The organism is Ardenticatenales bacterium, assembly GCA_020634515.1.
GTDB lineage: Bacteria > Chloroflexota > Anaerolineae > Promineifilales > Promineifilaceae > JAGVTM01.
On sequence record JACKBL010000010.1, the window covers coordinates 171,568 to 180,424 of the forward strand.

Annotated in this window: 6 protein-coding genes; 2 read left to right on the forward strand and 4 right to left on the reverse strand. The window is 60.9% G+C overall.

All coding sequences use genetic code 11. The annotated features are described in order from the left end of the window. Positions 1 to 43 precede the first annotated feature (43 nt). The 3 genes from H6650_21755 to H6650_21765 form a co-directional block, all read right to left on the reverse strand. Positions 44 to 1,012 carry a hypothetical protein gene (locus H6650_21755; GenBank protein ID MCB8954639.1) on the reverse strand — a complete coding sequence of 323 codons (969 nt, stop codon included), beginning with the start codon at positions 1,010 to 1,012 and terminating at the stop codon, positions 44 to 46. Between the two features lie 339 nt (positions 1,013 to 1,351). Then, on the reverse strand, positions 1,352 to 2,521 hold the full coding sequence (locus H6650_21760; GenBank protein MCB8954640.1) for a helix-hairpin-helix domain-containing protein: 1,170 nt from the start codon (positions 2,519 to 2,521) through the stop codon (positions 1,352 to 1,354). Between the two features lie 43 nt (positions 2,522 to 2,564). Continuing rightward, positions 2,565 to 4,784 (reverse strand): amino acid permease, encoded by a 2,220-nt coding sequence (locus H6650_21765; GenBank protein ID MCB8954641.1) that lies wholly within the window; start codon positions 4,782 to 4,784, stop codon positions 2,565 to 2,567. A 211-nt stretch (positions 4,785 to 4,995) separates the two neighbouring features. Here H6650_21765 and H6650_21770 point away from each other — a divergent pair, with 211 nt between their 5' ends. Then, positions 4,996 to 5,700, forward strand: coding sequence for an FHA domain-containing protein (locus tag H6650_21770; protein MCB8954642.1), 705 nt, complete (start codon positions 4,996 to 4,998; stop codon positions 5,698 to 5,700). Between the two features lie 2 nt (positions 5,701 to 5,702). Here the strand turns inward: H6650_21770 and H6650_21775 are convergent, their stop codons facing one another. Then, a complete protein-coding gene (locus H6650_21775) occupies positions 5,703 to 7,211 on the reverse strand; it encodes a hypothetical protein (protein MCB8954643.1) in 1,509 nt (502 codons plus the stop codon). Between the two features lie 119 nt (positions 7,212 to 7,330). Here H6650_21775 and amrB point away from each other — a divergent pair, with 119 nt between their 5' ends. Continuing rightward, complete coding sequence (gene amrB, locus H6650_21780) at positions 7,331 to 8,557, forward strand: AmmeMemoRadiSam system protein B (protein MCB8954644.1); 1,227 nt, start codon at positions 7,331 to 7,333, stop codon at positions 8,555 to 8,557. Positions 8,558 to 8,857: the final 300 nt, after the last annotated feature.

An 8,857-nucleotide genomic window follows, 5' to 3' on the forward strand; every position in this document is an offset into this window, starting at 1 on the left:
GCCCGACGCGCGTCCGCTTCGGCGCGGCGCGCATCGGGCACGACTATGGGGTAGCGGTAGGCGCGGGCGTCGGCGCGCCCAACGTTGGCTCAACCGCCGGCGTGGGCGCTTCCGCGGAAGCCGCCGGAGGAACCAGCAGCAGCCCCAACAACCGATCAAGCGCCTCCCAGGCCGCTTCCAGGTCCCGCCCTGCCGCGGTCGGGTCGGCGGGCAAACTGGCATCGGCCAGCGCCAACCGCTCCCGCACGGCAGCCAGGTCAGCCGCCGCCGCCGCATCCGCCGCGCTCAAATCATCCACCATCGCCAGCACCAGCCGCACATCCACCTGCGCCAGGCCGGGGTTGCTCTCCGCCAGGCGCAGCCGCGCCCGCGCCACCACTTCCCAGACGCGGAAGTATTGCAGCGCCTTCAGGACGGCGGCCACTTCCTCGCTGGGTGTGGCGTATTCAGCGCGAAAGGCCATCAGATCGCTCGTCGTGTCCGCGCGATTCTGCGTCACCTGACCACCCAGGGCGTCCAGTTCCCCACCCAAGTCATCAATGCGACTGTTACTGCCGTTGAGGTCGCCTTGCAAGGCGGCAACGGAGGCATCCAGGTCGGCCGCCGCCTGCTCATTGGCGCTCACCCTGGCGGACAGTGTCGCCAATACCGCCGACTGCGCCGTTAAATCCTGTTGTAGTCCATCCAACGCCGCCGCCTGATCGCTCAAATCGGTGGCCTGGCGGGTCACGTCCAACCGCAGTTCCCGCTGCGCTTCGGCGGCGGCGTCATCCGCCTGCAACAAGCCGTCTATGTCTTGCTCAAACCCATCAATCCGCTGCGCTTGAATGTCAAATCGCCGGTTGATGTTCTCAAAGGAGCGGTTGATCTCCGCGATGGCGCGCTGGCCGCTGAAGACGAGAATAACGCCAATGGCGGAAAGGATGATGATCAACAGGACGAAGCGAATGACGCGCCAGATGCCGCGTCCCAGGCGGGTGAAGAAGCTGGGGGATGTCTCTTGTTCTTGCATAGTTATGTCTCCAAGAAGTTGAACGCCTGACAACGAAAGGTTCGTCCAAAATCAATTTTGGACTGCGCGGCAAGCCAGAACGCTTCCAGCGCATCCGTCAATTCCCGAGCGAAGCCTTTATTAACGGATACGCCCGAAGGAACGGAAATAAAATAAGACAACGAAGTTGTTTCCTTCCCGTTCCTTCAAACTGACGATGCAATTCCGTACTTTATTTGTGACTATACAGGTCATCTGCCCAGATTGGACCAATTTGCTCTGGTTGAATCTTATTGATGTCTACAAAATTGGTCCAATCTCTCGGAGACGTGAATAGTTACCTTTATTTTATCGTCAGTCCTAAGGGTTGGGCAGCGGCGTGGGGGCGCTGTCAAACGGGGTTGCCGTGGGAATGGGGGTGCGCGTGGGGGGCGGCGTGGCGCTGGGCGACGGCGGGGAGGCGGGCGCGGTGTTCGTCGGCGTGGGCGGCGCCGGCGTGGCGCTGGCGGCAGGCGTGGCGCGCTGCCGCGTCGGCGTGGGCGTGGCCGTCGTGGATGGCGCTGGCGTGGGCGTTGCGGGCGGGCCGTTCAATGAAAACAGTAAGTCCCGCAGCCCATTGAGAAAGGCGTCGAAGGTCTCCGCCGTTTGCGCCAATTGGTCCATGCGGGCGGTGAGGTCAGCGGATGCCTTCTGCAGATCGGCGATTTCCGCCTGGCCGGTCGCCAGGTCCGCCAAGACGGCTTCTTGCGTGGCCACCAGCCGATCATGGGTCGCGCCTACCCTGTCCACTTGCAGGCTGAGGGTGTCCACCTGATTTTGCAGGTTTCCGGTCGCTGTATCCAGGGCATCCAGTTCGCGCCGCAGGTCTTCCACCTGCTGCTGCATTTCCAGTTGCAGTTGACGCACCTCGGCGAAGCGACTGAGCGCGGCATAGCGCAAGCCACCGTTGATTACGACCAAAAACAAGAGGGCGAAGAGCAGGCCGAGCAAGGCGCTGAGCAGGACGATGGCAAATGTCGTGGGGCGGCGACGCGCAGGGGAGGTGGGCGACGGGGAGGGGGGCGACGGGGGGGGGAGTTGGGTGGAAGGAGGAGGCGTGCCGGCATCTTCTCCCGACAACGGCAACAATTCAATCTCCACAGGCGGCTCCGCGTCAGTCTCGTCCGCCTCCGCTTCAGGAACCGTCTCAGGGACACCCTCCACATCAGGCGCGTCGTCAGGCGTGTCGTCAGGCACATCGTCAGCCGCGTCGTCAGGCACGTCGTCAGGCACGTCCTCAGGAAGGGCAACATCTGCCGGCATCGGCATGATGGCAGGCGCGTCTCCCACAGTCAGTTGCGGTTCCCACTCCCGCACCATCTCCGCCGAAATGCCCGGAACCGCCGTCAGTTCAGTCACGTCGGTAAAGGGATGTACGTTCTGGCGATAGTCAATGATGCGCTGTGCCCGCGCGTCGCCAATGCCGTTTAGCCGCGACAGTTCGGCAAGGCTGGCTTCGTTCACGTTTATCTTTTCGTTGGGATCATTCATGGAACATCTACCTTTTCCGGATCACGGTGGGTTTGGCTCCCTATCAAGCCAGGGCGCTTTCATTGCCGGAATCACGGACAAAAATACAGGAACTATGGAGGGTCTGGACAGCGCGCTGGATGAAGGCCACATCTGGCTGGTCGGGCAGTCCGAGAACGGTGAGGTCGGCATCGGGGGCGGCGGGGAGGGCTTCCCAGAAGTCTCCGGTGAAGAGGGCGATTTGCGTTGATGCCGGCATTCTACTCAACCGCACCAAATCCCGTAAGAAAACCTCTCCCCTGGCCTTCGTCTCCTCATCCGCCACCACCATGCACAACCGGATATACCCCTTCCAATTCCGCGAAATCTGGTACGCCAACAGCACCCCCAGGTCCAGATTACTCATCCGCAGCCCCAGTTCCCACGCCGGCCCCTGCTCGCGCACCCACACATTTATCGACTGCTCGCGCCCCAAATCAATCACCGGATGCCGCCAAAAAAGCACCGTGCCAATCTGGTAAGCCGTCACTTTGGGCAGCAAATCCAGCACCGGCGCCAGATTATTCGCCCCGGCCAGCGGCAGAAACAAGATATTGGGGCGGAAAAAAGCGGAGCTAAGCACCTCCGTGGCCGCGCGTACGCCATCACCGAACGCCTCCGCTTCCAGCAGCGTCGTACGCGCAAAGACGCGGTCCACGGCAAAAGAGCGCGTCAGGTCCTGCAACGCCGCCAACCGTTCCCGCTCCCCCGGCGGATAAATGCCCAGAACATAGATGGAGCCTTGCGGCACGGTCATGGCCCGCAAGAAGCGATAACTGCCCACCAGTTCATCGGCGGAGGGGACGGGAATGAGGATGCTGGGTTTCCAGGTACGCTCGGGGGCGGCGGGCATATGGCTGGCCATTTCCGCCGCCCATTCGGCAAAGGTGAGGAAAAGGCCACTGCGCACGTCTTCCCAGGGGGTTTGCAGTTGGCGATGCTGCAAATAGGCGTAGATGCCCAGGGTGAGGATAATCGCCACGATGCTGAAGGTGGCGTTGGTGAGGAGCATCACGAACAGACAGCTAATGAGGCCAATGAAGGGAACGAGGCGTGGCAGGGAAAATGTGGGGCGGAAGCTAACCATGCCCAGTGTCTGTTCCAGGAGGACGACGGCGTTGAGCATGGCATAAGTGAGGAGGAAGAACATGGTGATCAGGGGCGCAATGGCGTCCAGTCCCCCGGAAAACAGGGCAAACGTCATGGCTACAAAGACGATGAGGGCGGTGGCGATGGTCGCCTGGCGCGGGTCGCCTTGATCAGTCTGGCGGGCGAAGAAGCCACCAAAGGGGAGGACGCCGTGGAAGCCGAGGGCTTGCATCACGCGCGGCGCGGCGACGAGGGAACCCAGGGCAGAGGAGAAGGTAGCTCCGAGAATGCCGGCAATAATCGCCCAACCAAAAAACGCCTTGTCCACCATAATCGTCAGATTACTCACCAATTCTTGCGGCGAGGCCACCCGCGCCAGCCAGTAAGCCAGCAGCAAATAGATGACCAGCGTCAAACCAATCGCCGACATCGTCCCTTGTGGAATGCCGCGGCGCGGATCCCGCAAACTGCCGCTCATGCTAATGCCGGCCATGATGCCCGTCACCGCCGGGAAGAAAATGGCAAACGTGCCCCAAAAATCACGATCGGCAAACGCGCCCCACAATTGCGGCGTAAACGCCATGCCCACGCGCCCGGCAATGGCAAAACTGCCCAGAAAAACGGAAAAAAGGGAAAAGCCAACGATGATCAGAATGAAAATCTGCACGCGCACCGCCAACTGCGCGCTGGTGTAGGCAATGGTGAAGACGAGGAAGAAGGTAACATACAGAATGATCCAGGTGGGCGCATTCGGGAAAATCCGCTGGATGCCCTCGGTGAAGGCAAAAATGTACAGCGCGGTAGAAACCGCCTGCGCCAAAAACAGCGGCAGGCCAATGCTCCCCCCAACCTCCAGCCCCAAGGATTGCGAGATGATGGAGAAAGCGCCCCCCGCGCCCACGCGGATATTGGTGGCGATCGAGGAAACGGAGAGTCCCGTGCTGACCGTGATCACGTGCGCCAATAGAATAATCAGCAGCGCCCCGCCCAGGCCGGCATTGCCCACAACCCATCCCTCACGCAAATACATGATCGCGCCCAGGATGGTGAGGACTGTAGGTACAAAGACGCCCGTGAAAGTACCGAATTTATTGTCGCCGCCATCCGCAACGCGCAGAGAATTAGACCGGGCAACCAGTTGTCGCAACCTGAACATGGATACTCCTGCGTAGACACCTCGTAGGGGGCGTTCCCAACTCGCCATTTTCGTCGGACATTTGAATCATACCGTATAAGAAACAGGTTGTCATCTATCACCTTACAGCGCGTTCATTGACAAATCCCGCCCTGAATTCTATACTGCCAACGGTTGCGACATCAATACACGGGGTGTGTCCACTTAAATAGATCAGATAGCAGGATTTTTTATGAATGGCATTTCAGCCCGGCTGGTGATACAGGCCGGTCCTAAAGCAGGGCAGATTATCAATGTCGGCGCGTCGGTACTCTCGTTTGGGCGAGAGTCTAACAACGATGTTATTTTCAGCGACCCGGAAATCTCGCGTCGCCATGCTCGTTTGATGTCTCAGGGAGATGGCTATGCGCTGGAAGACCTGAACAGCACCAACGGCACATTTGTTAACGGGCAACCCGTGCATGGCCGGGTGGCGCTGTACCATGGAGATGTGATTAAACTGGGGGAAAGCGTACAATTTCTCTTTGAGCAACCAACGGCTGCGCCTACAGGAGGGCACACCCGCCCATCGCCGGTTCACGATACGCCCGTGGATTTGCCGGCACTTCCCCACCCCGGAACCATGCCCTCACGTCCGCCGGATCTGGACCCGCTGGTGCAGGCGAGTATGGCATATCAGGCGCCGCCATCTCCGTATCGTGGCATGCCTTTGGATGTGGACATGCCCGCGCCGCCACCTGCGGCGGCCCCACCTGCTCCGCCAGTGGAGTCGCCTGCCGCGCCGCGCCGCCGCCGTCCCTGGCTGACGTGTGCGGTGGTGGCGCTGGTGTTGCTGGCGTTGTGTACGGCAACGGTGTTCTGGCTGGATGCGTACCACCCGGATACTCTGTATCGACCGTTGGAGCCGTTGTTTCGCTTGCTGGGCTTGATGAATTGACGTCAGGGCAGCCATTGGGCGAAGAAGGGGGTGAGGGAAATGCCGGCATACTCCTCCATCACCGCCTGAAATTGCGCCTGCGACGCCACCCCGCCGCCATACCGGGCAAAATAAGCGCGCAAGCCGCCGAAGAAAGCCTCGTCCCCCACGGTCTGGCGCAGCGCGTGCGCCAACATCGCCCCTTTGAAGTACGTTTCATAGCCAAACAGCGAAGCTGGCGGGGGATTGGACAGCGCGTAGCCGTTCCCATTTTCCTCTACCCTTGCGGCCACGCCCGCCATCTCCAATTCCAGCCCCTCCGGATCATCCCGATTCTCCCACATGATCTGCACGTAAGTGGCAAACCCCTCGTTGCGCCACATTTCGCCCCAGGAGTCCAGGCTGACCCAATCGCCAAACCACATGTGGGCCATTTCATGCACCATCGTGCGCCGGCCAATCATCTGCGTGGAAAGCAACACCAGCGACTGCGTTTCCATGGACACGCCGGGTAGATTGACGGTGACGTAACCATACGTCTCAAATGGATAGGGGCCAAATAGCGCGCTCATCCAGGCCAGGGCGGCTTCATTGATGCCGGCATACGCATCAAACGCCGCCACCGCATCCGGGAAGAGATAACTCCGCAGGGGCACGCCATTGTCCGCCACGCTCTCGCGCAACACATAGTTGCCCACGGCCACCGTCGCCAGGTACGTGGCCATCGGGTAATTGTGTTCCCAGACAAAGCGCGTTTGCGCGTCCAGGTCCACCGTTTCCACCAGTTCCCCGTTTGCCACGGCGGTCAGCCCGGTGGGAACCGTCAGTTCCAGGCGGAACGTCGCTTTGTCTCGCGGATGGTCGTTGGCCGGGAACCAGGCGCGCGCCCCGTCCGGCTCGGAAAAAGCAAACAGGGAGCCATCTCCCGGAAAGACAAAGCCGAGGGAGTCGGCGGCGGGAATGTAGGGGGAGTGGAAGGGGCGCGGCTCGCCGCGATAGGCGACGGTGATGGTAAACGGCGCTCCGGCCAACCGGCCAAATGGGAGGTCGATGATGATTTTGCGGTCGGTGCGGGTGTAGGATGCCGGCATTCCGTCCACCAACAGCGACGTCATCTCAAAACCAATAAAGTCAAGCGACAACTGCCGCAGCGGGTCCACCGTACTCTCCGCCTCAATCACCGTCTCCCCCATAACATAAGGCGTCGCCGGGTCCAGCGTGAAACGGAGCGTATAGCGCCGCACGTCATACCCCCGGTTGCCCAATTCAGGCATATAAGGATCGCCAATACCGCGCGGGTCATCGCCCGTGGGCGCAGGCGTGGCCGTCTCTTCCGGCAACGCGGTCGCGGTGGGCGTGGCGACGACCAGCGTGGGCGTGCTACGCGGAGGTAGCGCGGTCGGCGACGAGACGAGGGGCGCAACGGTCATCGTTGGCGGCGGCGCGGCGCGCAGGTTGCAGGCCAACGCCAACACCACCAACGGCAAAACCACCAACAACAGTCCGCGATAACACTTTCTTGTTGTTTGCATTCTGCCTCCAAGTAAAGTAAAACGGACGTCACTGCTCAGCCGACGAGTACATGTACCCACAAACCTTCCCGGAAGCTCACTGAACCAGCTTCCGAGAAGATCGGAAACCATCAGGCCCCATGATGCTTCCCCTCAAGCCCAGTCTCCGTCCTCTCGATTTTCAACCGGTCTTTCATCAAGGTCAGCGGATGTGGATGCTGCGCGATCCTTTGCGTTTGAGTCCACGGCAACTGTTTATGCCGGCGGAACTCACCCCATTGCTCATTCTCTGTGATGGTACGCGCACGCTGCCGCAAATTCACCAGGCATTTTGCGACCACCTCGGCTTTCCCGTTCCCTTCGCCATCGTCAGCGACACCTTGCGCCAGTTTGACGAGGCGTGCCTGTTGCAAAACGAGCGGGCGCAGACGGCGCGGGAGCGGTTGCTGCAACAATATCGCGCCCAGCCATTCCGCCCGCCCGCGCTGGCGGGACCTGGTTATCCCGCGGATCCCGCGACCTTGCGCACCTATTTTGCCGCATTTGCGGTGGCGGACAAGGCGGAGGATGTGGGAATGCCGGCATGGGCCGGACGCGGCCTCATCTCCCCCCACATTGATTACCCCCGGGGCGGTCATGTCTATGCGAAAACATGGGCGCGCGCCGCCGCCGCCGCCCGCGCCGCCGACCTCGTCCTCATCCTGGGCACGGACCACAACGGCGGGCAAGCCATCACCCTCACGCAAAAGCCCTACGCCACCCCGTTTGGCGTGCTGCCCACCGACACCGCCTTGATCAACGAACTGGCGGCGGCGGTGGGCGAGGATGTGGCCTTTGCCGATGAACTGCATCATCGCCAGGAGCATTCCGTGGAGCTATCGGCGGTGTGGCTGCACTACACGCTGGGCGACCGGGAACCGCCGCCCATGATTCCCATCCTGGTGGGGTCGTTTCACCATTTTGTGCAAAATGGGGGGCATCCGGCGCAAGACGCACGGCTGAACCGGTTTGTGGCCGCGCTCCAGCGGCTGACGGCGGGCAAAAAGGTGCTGGCGGTGGCGTCGGTGGACCTGGCGCACATGGGGCCGAATTTTGGCGACGATTTTGTGATGGATGAGCCACGCCGGGCGGCGCTGGCGGAGAGTGACGGACGCTTGATGGCGGCGATTATGGCGGGGGATGCGGCGGGGTTTTATGGGGAAAATGCCGGCATTCAAGACCGCCATCGCATCTGTGGTTTCGCCCCCATCTACCTGCTGCTGCGCTACCTGGAAACCACCCGGGGCCAGCAGGTCGCCTACCAGCACTGCCCCGCCGATACCGAAGACAACTCCCTCGTCTCCATCTGCGGCATCCTCCTGGCGTAGCCCGCGCCGCACCTCCGCTGGCATACAAACAACAACAACGAAAGCCTTTGTGTCGGTTGTTTCTTGCAGCCGGGTGGCGCGGTAGGTGGGAGATGCCGGCATGGGGGAGTATGCCGGCATTCTTACTCGTTGCAGATGTCATAACCGTCTTGCCAGACTACTCCTTGTGTCTTGTGTATGACAGAGTGAAAAGAGGCGTTTGGGAAATTCAAGTTCTTGATGGTGGATCTGCGATTATTAATGCACGTGTTCGCGAACAATTTGGGTCTTCAGCAAATTATGGAATGATATACCAATACG